The organism is Rhodococcus sp. 4CII, assembly GCF_014256275.1.
GTDB classification, from domain to species: domain Bacteria; phylum Actinomycetota; class Actinomycetes; order Mycobacteriales; family Mycobacteriaceae; genus Rhodococcus_F; species Rhodococcus_F wratislaviensis_A.
Genome location: NZ_JACCFE010000002.1, coordinates 2,073,381 through 2,091,650, shown reverse-complemented (window position 1 = coordinate 2,091,650; position 18,270 = coordinate 2,073,381). Strand labels below are relative to the sequence as shown.

The 18,270-nt window shown below is 68.4% G+C and carries 15 protein-coding genes and 1 pseudogene; 9 read left to right on the top strand and 7 right to left on the bottom strand.

Annotated features, from left to right (window positions below; all coding sequences use genetic code 11):
• Positions 1-39: 39 nt before the first annotated feature.
• Positions 40-777 carry a sulfite exporter TauE/SafE family protein gene (locus H0B43_RS10460; protein WP_185727984.1) on the top strand — a complete coding sequence of 246 codons (738 nt, stop codon included), beginning with the start codon at positions 40-42 and terminating at the stop codon, positions 775-777.
• An 81-nt stretch (positions 778-858) separates the two neighbouring features.
• On the opposite strand, the gene H0B43_RS10455 is transcribed toward H0B43_RS10460, so the two are convergent.
• Positions 859-2,331 (bottom strand): peptide MFS transporter, encoded by a 1,473-nt coding sequence (locus H0B43_RS10455; protein ID WP_185727985.1) that lies wholly within the window; start codon positions 2,329-2,331, stop codon positions 859-861.
• Between the two features lie 59 nt (positions 2,332-2,390).
• Entirely contained in the window at positions 2,391-2,768 is a 378-nt protein-coding gene (locus H0B43_RS10450) for a DUF3054 domain-containing protein (RefSeq protein ID WP_185727986.1), read from the bottom strand.
• Positions 2,769-2,875: 107 nt separating this feature from the next.
• Between H0B43_RS10450 and H0B43_RS10445 the strand changes: the two genes are divergently transcribed.
• Together H0B43_RS10445 and H0B43_RS10440 are read left to right on the top strand one after the other, a co-directional pair.
• On the top strand, positions 2,876-3,511 hold the full coding sequence (locus H0B43_RS10445; RefSeq protein WP_185727987.1) for a TetR/AcrR family transcriptional regulator: 636 nt from the start codon (positions 2,876-2,878) through the stop codon (positions 3,509-3,511).
• Positions 3,429-4,418 (top strand): annotated as a pseudogene (locus H0B43_RS10440) (YbhN family protein); the annotation flags it as partial. The gene H0B43_RS10445 and the pseudogene H0B43_RS10440, both read left to right, overlap by 83 nt.
• 141 nt (positions 4,419-4,559) lie before the next feature.
• On the opposite strand, the gene H0B43_RS10435 reads toward H0B43_RS10440, so the two are convergent.
• Positions 4,560-5,114 (bottom strand): YceI family protein, encoded by a 555-nt coding sequence (locus tag H0B43_RS10435; RefSeq protein ID WP_185726867.1) that lies wholly within the window; start codon positions 5,112-5,114, stop codon positions 4,560-4,562.
• Positions 5,115-5,264: 150 nt separating this feature from the next.
• Positions 5,265-5,843, bottom strand: a complete 579-nt coding sequence (locus H0B43_RS10430; RefSeq protein WP_185727988.1) for a TetR/AcrR family transcriptional regulator — start codon at positions 5,841-5,843, stop codon at positions 5,265-5,267.
• A gap of 83 nt (positions 5,844-5,926) precedes the next feature.
• On the opposite strand from H0B43_RS10430, the gene H0B43_RS10425 reads away from it, so the two are divergent.
• Positions 5,927-6,760, top strand: a complete 834-nt coding sequence (locus H0B43_RS10425; protein WP_185727989.1) for an alpha/beta fold hydrolase — start codon at positions 5,927-5,929, stop codon at positions 6,758-6,760.
• Position 6,761: 1 nt separating this feature from the next.
• Here H0B43_RS10425 and H0B43_RS10420 read toward each other — a convergent pair whose 3' ends face one another.
• Together H0B43_RS10420 and H0B43_RS10415 are read right to left on the bottom strand one after the other, a co-directional pair.
• The gene (locus H0B43_RS10420) at positions 6,762-7,889 is read right to left on the bottom strand and encodes a YbhN family protein (protein ID WP_185727990.1); all 1,128 of its coding nucleotides are present in this window, start codon (positions 7,887-7,889) and stop codon (positions 6,762-6,764) included.
• Positions 7,890-7,917: 28 nt separating this feature from the next.
• Positions 7,918-9,375 (bottom strand): adenylate/guanylate cyclase domain-containing protein, encoded by a 1,458-nt coding sequence (locus tag H0B43_RS10415; protein WP_185730025.1) that lies wholly within the window; start codon positions 9,373-9,375, stop codon positions 7,918-7,920.
• A 187-nt stretch (positions 9,376-9,562) separates the two neighbouring features.
• Between H0B43_RS10415 and H0B43_RS10410 the strand changes: the two genes are divergently transcribed.
• From H0B43_RS10410 to H0B43_RS10390, 5 genes are all read left to right on the top strand, one after another.
• Entirely contained in the window at positions 9,563-10,792 is a 1,230-nt protein-coding gene (locus H0B43_RS10410) for an AI-2E family transporter (RefSeq protein ID WP_185727991.1), read from the top strand.
• Positions 10,776-11,978 (top strand): MacS family sensor histidine kinase, encoded by a 1,203-nt coding sequence (gene macS / locus H0B43_RS10405; protein WP_185727992.1) that lies wholly within the window; start codon positions 10,776-10,778, stop codon positions 11,976-11,978. Before H0B43_RS10410 ends, macS begins: the two co-directional genes overlap by 17 nt.
• A complete protein-coding gene (locus H0B43_RS10400; RefSeq protein ID WP_185727993.1) occupies positions 11,971-12,639 on the top strand; it encodes a response regulator transcription factor in 669 nt (222 codons plus the stop codon). The genes macS and H0B43_RS10400 overlap by 8 nt, the downstream gene beginning before the upstream one ends.
• Positions 12,640-12,701: 62 nt before the next feature.
• Entirely contained in the window at positions 12,702-13,343 is a 642-nt protein-coding gene (locus H0B43_RS10395) for a DUF1707 domain-containing protein (RefSeq protein WP_185727994.1), read from the top strand.
• 66 nt (positions 13,344-13,409) lie between these two features.
• Positions 13,410-15,293, top strand: a complete 1,884-nt coding sequence (locus tag H0B43_RS10390; RefSeq protein WP_185727995.1) for a DUF2339 domain-containing protein — start codon at positions 13,410-13,412, stop codon at positions 15,291-15,293.
• On the opposite strand, the gene H0B43_RS10385 is transcribed toward H0B43_RS10390, so the two are convergent.
• The gene (locus tag H0B43_RS10385) at positions 15,268-18,261 is read right to left on the bottom strand and encodes an MMPL family transporter (protein ID WP_185727996.1); all 2,994 of its coding nucleotides are present in this window, start codon (positions 18,259-18,261) and stop codon (positions 15,268-15,270) included. The genes H0B43_RS10390 and H0B43_RS10385 overlap by 26 nt on opposite strands.
• Between the last annotated feature and the right edge of the window lie 9 nt (positions 18,262-18,270).

The window sequence follows — 18,270 nt, the reverse complement described above, 5'->3', positions numbered from 1 at the left end:
CGCTGAGGGAGTAAGTACGCAAGGGTAAGTTTCTACCTTGTGTCCCTGCTTGATATCGGTTTACTCGTCGTAGCGGGGTTCTTCGCAGGACTGGTCGGGTTCGTCACCGGCCTGGCGTCGATCGTGTCGTATCCCGCACTGCTCGCGGTCGGTCTGCCGCCCGTCACCGCGAACGTCACCAACACGGTCGCGATGGTGGCGGTCGGCGTCGGAGCCCTGTCCAACTCGACGCGGGAGGTCGCCGACACCGGTCCCAAACTGTGGCGCTGGGCCCTGTACTCCGCCTTCGGTGGCCTCGTCGGGGCGGGGATCCTGTTGGTGGCCCCGGCCGGGTCGTTCGAGGCGATCGTTCCGTTCATGGTCGCATTCGCCGCGCTGGCGCTGCTACTGCAACCGCGCCTGCGCGCGCTGGCCGGCGAGCGGGACATGCCCCGCGCCTACTCCGTGTCGCTGTTCGTCGTCGCCATCTACGGCGGATACTTCGGCGCGGGCGCGGGCGTGATCTTCCTGGCGATCGCGCTGATCCTCACGTCGGAGCGGATCTGGCGCGCGACCATTCTCAAGAGCTTCCTCCTCGGTGTCGCGAACCTGGTCGCGGCGATCGGATTCGCGCTCTTCGGCCCCGTCCACTGGGGCGCCGCCGCCGCGATGGCGGTCGGCGCCCTGGCCGGTGGCTGGTGCGGCCCGCCCGTCGTCAAGCGGATACCGCCGTCCGTCCTCCGCGTCGTCATCGCGATCGCGGGATTCGGTCTGGCCGTATGGCTGTGGTTCCGCTAGACGACGCAGTCAGAACGCAGCTGACGCTCGGCGTCAGTGCAGATGTGACGCTCGGCGTCAGTGCGCATGTGACGCTCGGCGTCAGTGCACGCCCTTCATCAGGCGCCGGATCCACGGCGACCCGATGGCGAGGAGCACGCCGACGGCGATCGACCCCAACCCGACCGCGGTGAAGTACGGGATCTCGTTGTTCTCGTCGTAGTAGCCGGCCAGCGTGCCCGCCATCGCGGTACCGAGGGCGACCGACAGGAAGAACAACGCCACCATCTGGGTGTGGAAGGCCTCGGGCGCCAGCTTGGTCGACAGCGACAGACCGACCGGCGACAGCAGCAGTTCGGCGAACGTGAACAGCAGCAGGATGCCGGCCAGACCCAGCAGCGGTGCGCTGTTCGCGCCGCCGCCCGACATCGGGATGAACGCGAGGAACGCGATACCCATGATGATCGTGCCGGCCGCGAACTTGATCGGCGACGACGGCTGACGGGAGCCGAGCTTGGTCCATGCGGCGGCGAAGACACCCGCGAAGATGATGATGAACACCGGATTGATCGACTGCACCCAGGACGGCGGGAAGTCCCAGCCGAACAGGTTGCGGTCGAGTCGTTTGTCCGAATACACCGCGACGGTGGTGAACTGCTGCTGGAACAGCGACCAGAACACCGCGCTCGCGACGAACATCGGGATGAACGCATAGACGCGGCTGCGCTCGACGGCGGTGATGCGCTTGCTCGACAACATGATCGCGAAGTAGCCGATCGCGGCGACGATGGTGAGTCCGACCACGATGTCCGACATGTTGGCCGCGGTGATCACCCCGGTGAGGGACAGGGCCGCGATCACCACGACCGCCGCGGCGGCGATGGCGATCCACTTGGGACGCTGGCTGCGGGGGAGAGGGTTGGGCGGTTCGGCGCCGATGCCGCGCAGGCGTGTGCGTCCGATCGTGTACTGGATGAGTCCGAGCGCCATGCCGATCGCGGCCAGCGCGAACCCGGCGTGGAAGCCGATGGAGTCCTGGGCCCACCCGGTCAGCAGCGGTCCGACGAGTGCGCCGAGGTTGATGCCCATGTAGAAGATGGAGAACCCGGCGTCGCGGCGCTCGTCGTCCGCGTCGTAGAGGTCACCGACGAGTGAGGTGGCGTTGGCCTTGAGCCCGCCACTGCCGAACGCGACACAGACGAGGCCGATCCCGACCCCCCAGAGGCCGGGGAACACCGCTAGTGCGATGTGGCCCAGCATGACGACGATTGCGCTGTAGAACAGGGTGCGTTCGGAGCCGAGGAGCCGGTCGGCGATCCAGGCGCCCAGGATGGTGGAGAGATAGACCGTGCCGCCGTAGGCTCCGACGATGCTGGTGGCGGACGATTCGGCGATGCCGAGGCCCCCGTCGGCCGCCGAATAGTAGAGGTAATAGATCAGGATGCCCTGCATCCCGTAGAAGGAGAATCTCTCCCACATCTCGACGCCGAACAGGTTCGCGAGGGCGAACGGCTGGCCGAAGAAGCCGCGGTCGGACCTCTTCTCGTCCCGGGCCGGATCGATAGTGTCGCTCATGGGGAAACTGTCTCACCTCGCGCGGAAGTTCGTGTGCCGTCGGGGCGGATTCGCCGTGATCAGGTGGTTGCGCGGGTCCTCGTGACGACCTTCGCGACGGCGCGCCAGCCGAGGAGGAACACGGCGAGAACGGTGCCCGCCACGATGATGAAGCTGAACGCCGTTCCCTGGCCGCTGACGACGCGCAACAGCATCCCCACGACGAGCGTCGACAGCCACACGACGATGCCGGTGGGGATGAGAAGGAACGCGTCGAACTTGTCGCGGTAGAGCGCGAGGGTCGCGATCCAGCCGACCGCCAGTCCGGTCAGGAACGGCCACGCGGTGGTGGCGAGACCCGTCAGAGCGTTGGCTTCGTCGTGGCTGCGGCGGCCGATCGCGCAGAACACGATCACGAGAACGACGTCGACGGCGAGCGCGGGGAGGTACTTCTTCACACCGTCAGCCTAGAGGTGGCCTCGTCGCACCGGACTTTTGGACTCATGCCAATAGTAGACCGAGAATAAAATTGTACCGGGTCCAAGTTGAGGCTAGGGTTCAGTACATGGCCAAGGACAGCGGAGCGGGGCTGCGCGAGTCGAAGAAGCACGAGACGTGGCGGACCTTGCACGCCTGCGCGCTCGAACTGGTCGATGAGCGCGGCTACGACGACGTCAGCGTCGAAGAGATCGCGGCAGCGGCCCGCGTGTCCAAGAGCACTCTGTTCAATTACTTCGCGTCCAAGGAAGCGCTGCTCTTCGACCCCGGGCCGGGTGAGTGTGGGCGGTGGCAGACGCTGGCGGACGAGCGTCCGGCCGACGAGCCGCTGTGGGTGTCGGTCCGGGAGATCATCCGCGGACGCATCGCTCAGAATGCACCGACCCTCGTGATCCAGCGGCGGATCCTGGGTGCGGCTCCCCACCTCGCGCAGTCGACCAAGGCGGCCGGCGAGCGATTCCAGCAATTCGTCCAGGACTGGGTCGACGCGAGGACGCAGTCGAACCCGGTCGACCCGCTCTGCCGCGCCCTGCTCGTCAACACGGCCTTCGCCGTATTGCGCACCGCCTATCTGCAGTGGCAGCCCGGCGACGACGCGGAGCACTTCCTCCGGTTGCTGGATGCGGCATTCGGTGAGATCGAGGCCGGCGTCCTCGACCTTCCCCGGCCGCGCACCGGAAGCGCGTCCGATGACCGTCGCTGACACGGGGCGCGGGCGGTCGGCATTCCGGACGGCCCTGGGGGTCGCCGCCACCGCGGCACTCGTGATCGAGGTGCTGGTGCTCAGTCCGTACATCGCGCGGGCGTCGGGCGCGTTGCTGCATCCGCGGTGGCGGTGGCTCGCGCTGGCGGTCGTCGCGGAGATCGCGTCGATGACGACGTTCGCGCGACTGCAGCGGCAACTGCTCGCGGCCGGTGGGCTCCGGGTGGCGCTCCGTAGTTCGATTGCACTGACTTTCGCATCCAACGCGTTGTCCGTCACCCTTCCCGCCGGGCATCTCGTGTCCGCGGGATTCACATTTCGCCGGTTGCGCAAGTGGGGGGCCAGCACGCCACTGGTCGCCTGGACGATGCTCGCCTCGGGGGTCATCAGTTCCGTGGCGCTCGGTGCGCTCGGCATTCTCGGGGCGACGATCGGAGTGCGGGCGCATGCCGATCCGATCACCCTCGTCGGTGAGATCGCCGGCGTTCTCGGGCTGGCCCTCGCGTTTCGGGAACTGATTCGCCGACCCGCGCTGCTCGTGCGTGCGGGGGAGCGGGTTCTCGGCTGGGTCAATGCAGTGTTGCGGCGGCCCGTGACGACGGGCGCCGAACGCGTCCGCACCGTCGTCGAGCAACTCGCGCTCGTCCGGCCACGCCCCCGGGACTGGGTTCTCGGGGGCATGTTCGCGGGACTGAACTGGATCGGCGACCTACTGTGCCTGGTCGCGGCGTGCCGGGCGGTGGGCGTCGCCGACGTCGGCATCGGGCTCGCGATGACGGCCTACGTCGCCGGCATGGCCGCGTCGAGCATCCCCCTGATCCCCGGCGGCATCGGTGTCGTCGACGGCGCCCTGATCGTGGCGTTCGTCGCCGGTGGACTGGGCACGGACGAGGCGACCGCGGCCGTGATGCTGTACCGGCTGATCAGTTTCGCTTTGATCGGCGCAATTGGGTGGGCAGTGCTGTTCGCCGCCAGATCTGCCGGTGGCACGAAACGACCGCGCCCCGTTCTCCGGGTGGAGGACGGGGCGCGGGTGGTGCGGGATGGGTCAGGCCTGCAGGCCGGCCTCGATCTCGAGGGTGATGGTGATCTTGTCGCCGACGACGGCTCCGCCGCCTTCGAGGGGCATGTCGATGGTGATGCCGAAGTCCTTGCGGTTGAGGACGGTGGTGGCTTCGAAGCCGGCGACCGGTCCGTTGCCCATGCCGGGGTTGACGCCGCCGAATTCGAGGGCGAGTTCGACGGGGCGGGTGACGCCGTGGAGGGTGAATTCGCCTTCGACCACGTAGTCGTCGCCCTTGGCGCGGACGGCGGTGGAGGTGAAGGTGGCGGTGGGGTACTGCTCGGCGTCGAAGAAGTCGGCGGACTTGATGTGGGCGTCGCGGTCGGTGTTCTTGGTGTCGATGGACGCGACCTGGATCTCGGCGGTGACGGTGGGGGTGCCGTCCTCGGCGACGGTGATGGCGCCGGTGAAGTCGTTGAACGTGCCGCGGACCTTGCTGACCATGAGGTGGCGGACGGAGAAGCCGACGGTGGAGTGGACCGAGTCGATGGCCCAGGTTCCGGCGGTGAGGTTGGGCAGGGTGGTGGTGGCGGTGGTCATGAAAACTCCTCGGGTAGTCGACGATGCGATTAGTTGAAGGTTCAAGTTCTTGTATCTTCAACTATGGACGCCGGGGATTTCTTCCGCAACCGTAGTGTGACGCCTGTCACCTTCCAACGTGAGTTCCGTTGTGTGCGCGGGCACGCTTTCTCATTCACGTGCGGGGAGGCAGGCACGCGCGGCGGCGACGACTGCGGCGCCGGCCGCATCGAGCGGTTCGGTGCTGCGCAGCGCGCGGGCGAGGACGAACGCGCCCTCCAGGCCGGTGATGAATCCCAGAATCAGGCGCCGCGCCGCGGCTTCCCCGAAGCCACGGTCGCGCAGGAGCGCGCTGCCCGCCTCGATCCAACTCGTGAACACGTCCGCCGTGGCCGCGCGAAGCACCTCGTTGGTGCTCGCGACCTCGAGTGCGACCGTGGCGATAGGGCAGGCGTCCGCGTAATCGGTGGCCACCAGGGTCTCGCCCGCCAGGCGGAACCCTGCCTCGATTCCCTCCAGGATGTCGGGGTGCGCGTCCAGGATGGCGAACACCAACCGGGCGTACTCCTCGCCGGACGTCCGGATGACCTCTTCCCCGAGTTGCTGCTTACCGCCAGGGAAGAAGTGGTAGATCGAACCGAACGGCGCCCGCGCCTCGGCGGCGACCTGCTTGAGACCCGTCCCGGTATAGCCGTTGCGGCGGAAGAGTTCGCCGCTCGTGCCGAGGATCCGGGCCTTGGTGTCGTTCATTTTCTGCCTCCGGCCGTTGCGCTCGGTGCGTACCTCATCGTACCGTGAGATTCAGTAGAACGATCTATCAAATAGTGGGCGCCATGAAGCAGATCGAACTCTCCGCAGGCACCGTCGAGTATCGCGACACCGGGGGCGACGGTCCTGTGCTCGTGTTCATCTCCGGACTGACGATCGACGGCACCGTCTGGCGGCACGTCGTCAACCGTCTCGCTCCCGACTACCGCTGCATCCTCCCGACCCTCCCGCTCGGCGCGCACCGGATCCCGATGCGCGACGACGCCGACCTCTCGTTGCGGGGGCTCGGACTGCTCGTCGGCGAATTCCTCGACCGACTCGACCTGGCCGACGTCACGCTCGTCCAGAACGACTGGGGTGGCGCCCAGGTGCTCATCGCCCTCGGCGACACCCGCCGCCTCGCCGCTCTCGTGCTCACTCCGTGCGAGGCGTTCGACAACTATCCGCCCGGAATTCCCGGTCGCGCAATAGGTCTCGCCGCCGCGGTGCCCGGGGGTCTGGCCCTGACCATGCAGGCGCTGCGATTCACCGCGATGCGGCGGGCACCCGCGTCGTGGGGCTGGATGAGCAAGCGGCCGGTGCCGAAACCTGTGATGGACGCGTGGTTCCGGCCCGCGACCACCGACCGTCGGGTGCGACGGGATCTGCGCAAATACGGGACGTCCCTGCCGCCGAAGGCGACGCTGCGGCAATGGGCGGACGCGAACCGCCGCTTCGACCGGCCGGTCCTCGTGCTGTGGGCCGTCGAGGACAAGGTGATGCCCCGCGACCACGGTTGGCGCCTCGCCGAGTTGTACCCACGCGGCGAACTTTTGGAGGTCGACGACAGTTACACATTGATGCCCGAGGACCGGCCGGACGTCGTGGCGGACGCGATTCGGCGGCTCCGCCCCCTGTGAGCTAGGAGTCGGGCTCGGGTTCCGCGTTGCGCTGGGTGTGGTTGGTGGTGGGTGCGGACTGCTCGCGGCGCTCGAATTCGAGGTCCATCTCCAGGTCCTCGTGCTGGTTGTGCCGGAACAGGATGAGGAAGACGACCCAGCCGACGAGCGCGACGAGGATGTAGCTGACGACGCGATAGACGAACACGGCGGCGAGGGCCTGCGACGCGGTGGCTCCCGCTGCAGTCAGGGTGGCGATCAGCGTGCCGTCGACGAATCCCAGTCCGCCGGGGGCGAGCGGAATACTGGCCACGGCCTTGGCGGTGGCGAACGCGATCAGCAGGCCGGCCAGCGACGGTGCCGCCCCCACCGCCCAGCACGCGAAACCGAGGCACGCGACGTCGGCGAGCCGGTGCACGGCCGACCAGCCGAAGGTGATGACGGTGTCCTTGCGGCTGAGCTCGACCGAGTCGAGCTGGCCGAGGATCTCCTTCCACCGCGCGACGCCGGTACGTGGAGGGTTTTTGCGGAACCTGTTGTACCGCGCGAGTACCGAGTTGCCGATCGATTCGATCGAGTCGGGATTGCGTGAGATGTATCGCAATCCGTAGAACAGTGCGAACGCGCCCACCAGCGACAGCACGAGCGTGACCGGGCTCACCTTGGTGCCCACCGCGAATGCGCCGGCGGCGCCGAGGAGCGCGAGGCTGCCCGCGGCGATGACGCCGGAGATCGCGAGCTGCCACGACGCCACGATGGGGGTCGCGCCCCACTTGCGGGTCTGCTTGTACGTGAAGGCCGTCGAGAACACCTGACCGGCCGGCAGGCTCACGGCCATCGCGGTGCTCGCGTAGATCACCGACACCGATTTCAACTGGCTGACCACGACACCGCCGGCCTGCAGCAGTCGCTGCTGGACGGCGCCGTATCCGCTGAGGGAGACGGCCTGGGCGGCGATACACGCGGCGACCCACCCCCAGTGGATCTCGGTGAGTGCTTTCCACGAGTCGCTGAGTGTGGGCCACAGGTAGATGCCCTCGACGGTCAGCAGGGCCAGGAGGCCGGCGCCGAGTAGCCATTTGATCCACCAGTATCGGCTTCGCTGCCGAGGAGGCTCGGCAGTGGGCGGGTCGGATCGAGGCTGGGCCACCTGGCCAGCGTAACCAACGGATAGCGGATTACTCCGGATAGTCCTCCGGCCAAGCCAGGTGGGTGTTGCGGCGCCGGCCGCGCAGCTGGACCTGTTCGCCGAGTTCCCAGTGGGCCTGTTCGTCGTCGTCGGCGAAGTACAACGCGCTCGTCGATGCCAGCACCCGGCTGGGGTGGAGCTTGGCCAGCTCGGTGAGCCGCGACGCCTCGTTGACCGGGTCGCCGATCACCGTGTACTCGAAACGTTCGGCGGCGCCGATGTTGCCGGCGACGGCGAGCCCGGCGGAGACGCCGATACCGACGTCGAGGCCGGTGATCTCGTTCAACGCGAACCTCAGTTCCCGGGCCGCGGCGAGCGCCGCCGTCGGTGCGTCGGGGCGGTCGAGCGGGGCCCCGAAGATCGCGAGCGCTGCGTCGCCCATGAACTTGTTGACGAAGCCGTGATGCCGGTCGATCACGTCGACGACGACGCGGAAGAACTCGTTGAGCAGGTTCACGACCTCGCCGGGGGGACGCTCCGCCGCGGCGCCGGTGGAGCCGACCATGTCGACGAACAGCACGGCCACGAATCTGGTCTCACCGCCGAGTTCGGTACCGAACTGCAGTGCCCGCCGCGCGACGTCCTCGCCGACGTGCTGACCGAACAGCTCGCGCAGGAGGCGCCGCTCGTCCGACTCGCGCATCATCCGGTTGAACCCGACCTGCAGTCGCCCGATCTCGCTGCCGTCGAAGACCTCGACCCGGACGTCGGTGGCGCCGCGCTGGACGCGTTCGATCGCTCGTCGCAGCTGCTTGATGGGATCGGAGATCTGACTGGCCGTCAGCATCGACAGCGCGAAGGCCTGCGCGATGGCGATGATCGACAGCAGCATGATCGCCCACGCGAGCGCGTCGGGGGAGAACACGAGATCGGTGGTGATCTGTGTCACGCACAGCAGAATGATGCCGATGACGGGCATCAGTGTTCCGAGTCCCCACGTCATGGCCATCCGGGTGCCGACGCCGGGCGCCATGGTCCGGTCGAATTCGCCTTCGCTGAGCGCGCGGGCGGCGACGGGACGCAGGATCCGTTCGCCGAGCATGTATGTGAAACCGAACGTCGTGGTCGCGGCCATGCAGACGGTGACGATCACGGCGACCGCGAGTTCCGGCATCTCGGTGATGGTGAGCAGCACGAAGATGATGCCGCCCAGGATCCACAGCACGAGGTGCACGATCGCTTGTCGCAGGGGCGCGTGCAGCGCCGACATCTGCTCGCTGCGCGTCGGCGGACCTCCACGCAACTGCCAGCGGACGACGGACCGCAGCATCATCGCGGCGGCGGTGAGACTCACCACGGCGGCGAACGCGAGATAGCCGCCGAAGATCGCGACGTTACGCACCCGGTCGGCCATGATGGCCTGCGATTCGGGGATCGGCACGCCGTAGCGCACGAAGGCGAACACGAGGATGGCGCCGATGAAATTGGCGAGAAGCATCGAAACCATATAGAGCGGCCATCTGCTGCGAACCGTCGCCGCGATCGCTCTATAGGATTTGCGCACGACGTTCAATTTAGCGGTGGGTGTACCGGGTGGCGTAGGACACGTCCCCTAAACGGCGCATATCGCGCGCTCTGCGCATGTTTCCCACGCGAATCACCCGACGTCCCCCGAACCTCGATACGCTCCGCAGGTGAACGCGAACGAGCAGCGCTCGGAAACAGCCGCGCCAATACCGGGTGCGGGCCGTGCGTCGGCGGCCGTGCATCCGGTGGTGCGGGTGGCAGCCGAATGGACGTGGCGTCTTCTCGTCATCTTCGCGGGTCTGCTGACGCTGGGCTACATCGTGACCAGGCTCGACACCGTCCTCATCCCGGTGGGTCTGGCGCTCCTCGCGTCGGCGCTGCTGGTGCCGCTCGTCGACTGGTTGCAGCTCAAAGGGGTGCCGCGGTCGGCGGCGGTCCTGGTCGTCCTCATCGGCTCGATCGGCATCGTCGCCGGGATCATGACGTTCGTCGTCGAGCAGTTCATCGAAGGACTTCCCGGCCTCACCGAACAATTCGAGGCTTCCGTCACCCAGATCCAGGGGTGGCTCACCGACGGACCGTTCCACTTCAGCGAGGATCAGATCCGGCAGGCCGGCGACTCGGTGGTGAAATCCATCCAGGACAACCGGCAGCAGCTGACGAGCGGCGCGCTCACCACGGCCACGGTGGTCGGCGAGATCTTCACCGGCGCCCTGCTGACACTGTTCACTCTCATCTTCTTCCTCTACGGCGGAACGCAGATCTGGGAATTCGTCACCCGCCTCGTGCCCACCGCGTCGCGGCGGCGGGTCCGGTTGGCGGGAAGTCAGGGATTCGGCTCGCTCGTCGGGTACGTCCGGGCGACGGTGGCGGTGGCCGCGGCGGACGCCGTCGGGATCGGCGCGGGACTCGCGATCCTCGGGGTCCCGCTCGCCCTGCCCCTGGCGTCGCTCGTGTTCATCGGTGCGTTCATCCCGATCGTCGGTGCGTTCCTCACCGGGTTCCTCGCGGTGCTCGTCGCGCTGGTCACCCAGGGGTTCCTGACCGCGCTGATCGTGCTCGGCATCATCATCGGGGTGATGCAACTCGAGGCCCACGTGCTCCAGCCCCTGCTGCTGGGCCGCGCGGTCCGGCTGCACCCGCTCGCCGTGGTGCTGGCCATCACCACCGGCATCGTGCTCGCCGGAATCGTCGGCGGTCTCCTCGCCGTGCCGATCGTCGCGCTGCTGAACACGGCGGTGCGGTCGCTGCTCTCCGAGGACCCCGACGCCACCTACGAGGCGCTCGAGATCGACGACCCGGCGGTCCCGCTCTACCCGGCCGAGGCCGACGGAACACCACACACCGACCCGACGGCGGCAGACGACACGGCGCACACCCATGACCGACGAGAGTGAGCGCCGCACTCGACTGCACTATCGGCCGGGCACCCCGGCCGAGCCCGACACCCAGCCGGACGCACCACTGTGGCGGGCCGCGCAGGCGTTCCGCCTCGTCACGCTGATCTACGCGGTCAGCTACCAGTTCGTGTCGGTGCAGTACTACACCCATCCACGGCTCAGCTGGTTCTTTGTCGCCCTGATGGCGGTGTGGTCCGGGCTGTCCGCAGTCCTGTTGTCCCACGGGAAGGTCCCGCGGTACCGGATCGTGATCGCCGACCAGCTGGTGGTCATCGCGCTGATGGCGTCGACTCGCCTTGTCGCCGATCATGATTGGTACAACAACCATCAGACCCTGCCCACCACGCTGTGGGTCACCAACGCCGTCATCTCCGCCGCCGTCTACGGCGGACCCTGGCTCGGCATGGCGTCGGGGGTGCTGATGGCGACGGTGAGCGCCGTGGTGCGCGACCAGGTCAACCTCGACCTGTGGCGGGACGCGACGGCGCCCGTCCTCGTGTCGGTGGGGCTCGCGCTCGGACTCGCCACCACCACCGCGCGGCGCGCACAGGCTCAGTTGGAGCAGGCCGTGCGGTTGGCCGCCGCGACCGAGGAACGGGAACGGCTCGCCCGTGAGGTGCACGACGGCGTCCTGCAGGTGCTCGCGCTCGTCCGTCGTCGCGGCAACGAGATCGGCGGACCGGCAGCCGAACTCGCGGACCTCGCCGGGGAGCAGGAGGTGGCGCTGCGCATGCTGATCTCCGAGCAGGGCGCGGGCGTGGCGTCGGATCTGGGTGGGAGCGCACTCGACCTGCGACTGTTGCTGGGCACCCGGGCCAGCACCACGGTGTCGGTGTCGACCCCCGCTGCGCCCGTGACGATCGAGCGGCACAGGGCAACGGAACTCGCCGCGGTCGTCGACACGGCGCTGTCGAACGTCGCGTTGCACGCCGGCGCGGGCGCCAAGGCGTACGTGCTGCTGGAGGATCTCGGCGACGAGGTGATCGTCAGCGTCCGCGACGACGGCAGCGGAATCGCGCCGGGCCGGCTCGCCGAAGCGGAGGCTGAAGGACGCATGGGAGTATCGAAATCCATTCTCGGCCGCGTCGGTGCGCTCGGCGGCACCGCCGAACTCGACACCGAACCCGGCCAAGGCACGGAATGGGAGATCCGCGTGCCGAAGGGAGATGACACACATGGGTGACACGGACACCGGTGAACAGATCACCGTGATGGTCGTCGACGACCACCCGATGTGGCGGGACGCCGTCGCCCGCGACCTCGAAGGCGCCGGATTCAGCGTCGTCGCCACCGCGGACGGCGTCGCCTCCGCGGGACGCCGCGCGGCCGCGACACGGCCCGATGTCGTGCTCATGGACATGCAGCTACCCGACGGAAACGGCGCCGACGCCACCGCCGCAGTCCTCGCAGTGTCGCCCGACAGCCGGGTGCTGGTGCTGTCGGCGTCGTCCGAGCGCGACGACGTCCTCGACGCCGTCAAGGCAGGCGCGTCCGGGTACCTCGTGAAGAGCGCGTCCGTGGAGGAACTGCTCGACGCGGTCCGGGCCACCGCGGCCGGGCAGGCAGTGTTCACCCCGGGCCTCGCCGGGCTCGTGCTGGGGGAGTACCGCCGCATGTCGAGCGCGCCCGCCGCCGAGCAGGGACCCGCGGTCCCGAAACTGACGGAACGCGAGACGGAGGTGCTGCGGTTCGTCGCGAAGGGCCTGAGCGCCAAGCAGATCGCGACCAAACTGTCGCTGAGTCACCGGACCGTCGAGAACCACGTCCAGGCCACACTCCGCAAGCTGCAACTGGCCAACCGCGTCGAGCTGACCCGGTACGCCATCGAGCAGGGCCTCGAATAGCCGTGAGTGCTTGTCAACGTCCCGGCGGTTGACGAGTACTCACGGGCGCTAGCCTGGTGGACATGGAGGCACGGGACCTACGCGTATCGGATGCGGAGCGGGAACACGTCGGTGAACTGCTGCAGCGTGCGGTGGGTCAGGGGATGCTCTCCCTCGGCGAGTTCACCGAGCGAATGGACACGGCACTCGCCGCGAAGACGCGGGCGGAGCTGAACGTCGTCCTGGTGGATCTCCCGGGAATCCAGCTGATCTCCGAGTTCACGCCGCCCCCGTACCCCGACCAGCGGTACGTGTCGCGACCTGCGCCGCCGGTCGCGCACCGGTCGCCGGTGCCGCCGCCGGGGGACGTCATCCGGGGCCGGATGTCGTCGGTCAGCCGGACCGGATCCTGGAACGTTCCCCCCGCCCTCGTGGTGAACACCCGGCTGTCGACGGTGACGCTCGACTTCACGCGGGCCGTCATGTCCACACAGGTGGTGCACGTGACGATCGACGACTACGCGAGCACGATCTCGCTGGTCGTGCCGGAGGAGGCGACGGTCGACCTCAACGGGGTGGAGACGGTCGGCGGTTCCGCGAACAACAAGGTGCGGACCGGACCTCCGATCGGCCCGCTGCACGTCGTGGTCCGGGGCCGGGTCCGGTTCGGGAACGTGACCGCGAAACACCCTTTCGGCACCTCGATCCGCCGGATGTTCGGGTAGCACGACCCGGTCCGCTCGAGTAGGCCTACTCATGTGTGGACGCCGTCGTCGCCGGACGATGGATCCATGTCCACACCTGGTATTCCTTCAGTCGACCCCCGGCTCGTCGCGCAGCTCTCCGGCGACTTCTCGGCACTCGGTCAGCAGATGCGTCACGTGGGTGAGAACCTCGCCGTCCTGCAGGCGCAACTCGCGAGCGTCCCGCGGCCCCAACAGCAACCGCAACCTCAGCCGGCTCCCCAGCCTCAGCCGGCTCCCCAGTCGATGTACCGGCCCCCGGTGGCGCAGACTGTCCCGGTACCGCCACCCCCGCAGCCCCTCCCGTACCGCCCCGCCCCGCCGGCGCCGCCGCGGGTGGTGCGCGAACCCTGGTGGCAGCGCGACGGGATGATCAGTCGCGTGCTGGCCGTCGCGGGTGTCGCCGTCACCCTCATCGGGGTGGTGATGTTGCTCGTGCTGGCGGCGCAGGCCGGATTCTTCGGCCCCGAACTGCGCGTCGCGGCAGGCGGGCTGTTCTCGGCCGGTCTGGTCTACACCGGCATTCGCGTCTTCGGACGCCCGGGCGGCCGGGTGGGCGGGATCGCGCTCGCGGCAACGGGTATCGCAGGCGCCTATCTCGACGTCGTGGCCGTGGCCGTCGTCTATCACTGGTTGCTGCCGGTGCTCGCGATGGTCGCGGCGCTCGGGATCGCGGGCGCCGGTGTCGCACTGGCCGTCCGGTGGGATGCGCAACCCCTCGCGCTGCTCGTGGTGACCGGTGCCGCCGTGCTCGCGCCCGTTCTCACCGACGGGGTGACGCTGACGCTCGTCGGGTTCCTGTTCGTCATCCAGGTCGCCAGCTTCCCCGCGCAGGTCGGCCGCGACTGGCCGTACCTGTCGATCGCGCGGACGGGTCCGGTGGTGATCGCGCTGCTGATCGCGACCGGGAGTTCCGGACTGTCCGAGCGGCCGGAGAGTTACTGGGTGCTCGCCTCCGCCGCCCTGGTTGCCGTCTTCGGTCTGGTGACGTCGATCATTCTGTTGCGCAGCAACTCTCGTGACGTCACCGCGACCGCGATGATCGTCGCCACGGCGGTCCCGACGCTGGTGCTGGGTCACTTGTTCGACCGCCTCGTGTCCACGTCGATCGCGCTGGCACTGGCCGCCGTGATGTTCGGGGCGTTCGCCGCCGTGCGGTCGTTGCCGCGTCACGCGCGGATCGCTCTCGCAGGTGTGGGAACCCTGGCGCTGCTCGAGGCCTGCCTGATCGGGTCGAGCGACGACCTAGCGCCCCTCGTCCTGCTCGGGGTGGCGGCGCTGTTCCTGACCGTCGGCGGGCAGGCGGACTCCCGGATCGCGTACGCCGTCGGCGCGGTCTTCACCGTCGTGGGCGGGATCGCGTTCCTGGTCACCGCTCCGCCGTTCGTCCTCGTCGACGAGGACAGTGCGCTGGATGCGCTCGGGGTGACGACGGTGCTGTCTGCCCTGGTGCTGGCGGGAACGGTCTTTCTGTTCGCCTGGTACGCGCACTCGCTGACACTGTTGAACGACGACAATGCCCAGCCGTGCTGGGTGCTAGCGGGGCTGGTGATCCTGTATGCGGTCACCACGGCAACGGTGTCGGCGGGCACGACGCTCACCGGCACGTCCGCCGGATTCATCGCGGGGCACTGCGCCGCGACCATCGTGTGGATGGCGGCGGCGACGGCGGCCCTGGTGTTCGGACTGGCTCGACGCGACTATGCGCACACCGCGCTCGGCGTCGGGCTGGGACTGACCGGAGCGGCGCTGGCCAAGCTGTTCCTGTTCGACCTCGCCACCCTCGACGGACTGTTCCGCGTCCTCGCGTTCCTCGTCGTCGGCCTGCTGCTGCTCCTCGCCGGCACCCGCTACGCGCGTGAGTTCGCGGAACGGGATTCCGGACGGGAAACGCCGAACGGCTCCGTCAGCGCCGGTTCTGCCGAGCGATGAGTTCGCTGACACTCACCGCGTTGCCGTCGTCCGCGCGATGCCGTCCGCTCGAAGCGTCGTCCGGATCGACGGGCGGCTCCTCGACGCTGCGACGACGGGAGCCGTTGGCCGGAGCCCCGTTGGCGGGTGTGCCGTTGGTGCCGTTGGTGCGCCTGCCGCTGTTGACGGGCTCCGACGGCTCGGCCGCACGTCGCCTCGACGGGATCGGGGGCACGGGGCGGACAGGAGACGACTGGAGGGTCTCCTGCTCGTACGGTGCGGGCACCGAACGGGGCGAGCGGGTGGGCAGGGACGGCGCCGGCGCGCTCGGCCGCGGTTCCGCCGGCGAGGAGATCGGCCGGGGTTCGGCGGCCGACGTGGACCGCAGGTCCGCGAGCCAACTCTCGATGGGACGCGACTCGGTGGCCGGACCCGGCGCCGGAGCCGCCGGACGGGGCCGCGGTGCCGGCCGCTGCGGTGCGGGCCGTGGCGGCGGTGCGGGACGCGACTGGGTCGGTGCCGGCTGGGATTGCGTCGGAGCCGGCCGCGGCGGGGCGGGCTGCGGCAGCACCGTGGTCCGCGGTTCCTCCGGCGGCGTGTCCGCGACGTCCTCCGGCGGACGGGCAGGCCTGCCGGTGGCCGAGCGCCGAGCCTCGTTCTGCGCCCGGCGCGTTTTCGCGTCGTCCTTCGACAGCTTTGCCGCCAGCGCCCGCGCCGCGACCAGCGGGATCGGTTCCGTGAGCGGTTCCGGTTTCCGCGGTGCCGGTGGCGCCGTGACCTTCCGCTGCTGCGGGACGGCACCGATCGGGGTCAGTTCCGGGACGTCGTCGGGCATCAATTCGCTGTCCAGGATGGGCTCACCGAGACCGGTCTTCTCCTGGATGCGTTTCATCCATGCGGGCGCCCACCAGCAGTCGTCGCCGAGCAGTTTCATCGTGGCGGGCACGAGGAACATGCGGATGAGGGTCGCGTCGATGACGAGCGCGGCGATCATGCCGTAGGAGATGTACTTCATCATCACCAGTTCGGAGAACCCGAACGCGCCGGTGACGACGATGAGGATCAGGGCCGCGGCCGTGATGATGCGCCCGGTGTGTGCGGTACCGATGCGGATCGACTCGGTGGTACTCGCCCCCTGCGCCCGCGCCTCGACCATGCGGGAGAGCAGGAACACCTCGTAGTCGGTGGACAGGCCGTAGACGATCGCGATGATCAGCACCAGCACCGGCGACATGATCGGGCCGGGGGTGAAGTTCAACCACCCCGAACCGTGACCGTCGATGAAGATCCACGTCAGGATGCCGAGCGTGGATCCGAGTCCCAGCGCGCTCATCAACGCCGCCTTGATCGGCAGCACCAGCGAGCCGAACGTCAGGAACATCAGCAGAGTCGTCAGCACGAGGACGGAGATCACCATCGTCGGCAGGTGGTCGAGCAGCGCGGAGATACTGTCCTGCTCGATGGCCGGGGTGCCGCCCACCAGCACCTGCACCCCGTCCGGTTTGTCCATGGCACGGAGATAGTCGATGGTCGGTTTCGACTCGTTGCGGTCGACGAGACCCGCCTTGAGGACGACCACACCGTCCTTGGCCGCGCCCTCCGGGGAGAACCGTTCGATCAGTCCCGGCGCGCCGCTGGCCTCCTTGATGATCTGGCCGAGCGCCTTGTTGTCCGCGTCGGAGACGACGAGTTTCACCGGTTCGGTGCGAAGATTCGGGAAGATCTCGTCGAACTGTTCCTGCGCCGCTCGGGTCGAGCTGCCCGGGGGGAGGTAGGTCTCGTTGATGCCGCCGAACTTGATGCCGGTCAACGGCACGATCAGCAGCAGCAGGCCGACGACGATGGGGATCGTGACCTTGAGCGGGTTGCGCATCACCCAGCGGGTCAGCCGGCCCCAGATGCTCGCCTCGATCTCCTCGGTGTTCCTCGTCTGGCGGAAGCGCTCGGTGCTGAGGGCGTCGATGCGCTTGCCGAGGATGCCGAGGATGGCGGGCAGGATCGTGATCGACGTCAATGCCGCGAGCCCGACCGTCGCGATGGCGCCGTACGCGACGGACTTCAGGAAGCCCTGCGGGAACAGCAGCAGACCGCCGAGGCTGGCCACGATCATCGTCGCCGAGAACACCACGGTGCGGCCCGCGGTCATCACCGTTCTGCGAACGGCGGAGCGGGTGTCGTACCCCTCCGCCATCTCTTCCCGGAACCGGCTGACGATGAACAACCCGTAGTCGATGGCCAGGCCGAGACCCACGAGGGAGACCACGGGCGCGACGAACGAGTTGACCTCGGTGAAATTGGTGATGAGCCGGACGATCCCGTTGGCGCCGACCACGGTCAGACCGCCGATGATCAGCGGCAGCGCCGCCGCGACGACACCGCCGAACACGAAGAACAGAAGGACGCCGACGGCAGGGATCGCCAGCATCTCCATCCGTCGGATGTCCTTGGCCATCGTGTCGTTCAGCGCACCCGACACGGGCTGGAGTCCGGCAAGTTGCACGTCGACGCCGTCGATGAAGAACTCGTCCTTGACGTCCCGGAAATTAGCGGTGACCTCGGTGTCGTTGTCACCGACGATCGCGATGCTCTCGATCGCGTGCTGCTTGTCGGCGTCCGCCGCGGACGCCAGCTGCGGAGCGGTGCCGACCTTGAAATACCCGCCGTTGATCTTGAGGATCTTGTCCGGGTGCTCCGCGGCCACGCGCTCGAGGTTCTCGACGACCTTCGCCTGGAACGCGGGGTCCTCGATCGTCTTGCCCTCGGGCGCCGTGTAGAGCGCGACGACGTCGCTGTTGGTGTCGCGACCGAAGGTGCCGTCAGCCAGCTTGGCCGCGGCGACCGACTCCGAGCCCGGATCGTCCCAGCCGCTCTGGCTGAGATGCTTCTCGAGGCCGAGGCCGTACGCGGCCGAACCCAGCAACAAGGCAACCATGATGCCGATGACGGTGAATCGGGCCCGGTAGACGACGCTTCCCCAGCTCGCGAACACTGATCAACT